This is a genomic window from Limosilactobacillus fastidiosus (assembly GCF_014145505.1).
In the GTDB taxonomy this organism is placed as follows: Bacteria; Bacillota; Bacilli; order Lactobacillales; family Lactobacillaceae; genus Limosilactobacillus; species Limosilactobacillus fastidiosus.
The window spans coordinates 1-432 of the sequence record NZ_JACIUZ010000001.1; the positions used below are offsets into that span (position 1 = coordinate 1).

A 432-nucleotide genomic window follows, 5' to 3' on the forward strand; every position below is an offset into this window, starting at 1 on the left:
AAGTCGTAACAAGGTAGCCGTAGGAGAACCTGCGGCTGGATCACCTCCTTTCTAAGGAATAAAACGGAAACCTACACATTGTTGAAACTTTGTTTAGTTTTGAGAGGTTTACTCTCAAAACAAGATTATGACGCTTATTTGGGCCTATAGCTCAGCTGGTTTAGAGCGCACGCCTGATAAGCGTGAGGTCGATGGTTCAAGTCCATTTAGGCCCATATATGGGGAATTAGCTCAGCTGGGAGAGCACCTGCTTTGCAAGCAGGAGGTCATCGGTTCGATTCCGTTATTCTCCATTGTTAACCGTGAGGTTAACGAGCTTGCACTTTGAAAACTAAATAATATCAATTTTCTTTATTAATTAACAAAACAAACCGAGAACACCGCGTTATTTTGAGTTTTAAGAAATAATCGCTAACTCAATTAATCCGATAA

At 40.7% G+C, this 432-nt stretch carries 2 tRNA genes and 1 rRNA gene; all 3 read left to right on the plus strand.

The window, feature by feature from the left end:
- A 16S ribosomal RNA gene (locus H5R64_RS00005) occupies window positions 1-51 on the plus strand; the annotation flags it as partial.
- An 89-nt stretch (window positions 52-140) separates the two neighbouring features.
- A tRNA-Ile gene (locus H5R64_RS00010) sits at window positions 141-215 on the plus strand.
- A gap of 5 nt (window positions 216-220) precedes the next feature.
- Window positions 221-293, plus strand: a tRNA-Ala gene (locus tag H5R64_RS00015).
- Window positions 294-432: the final 139 nt, after the last annotated feature.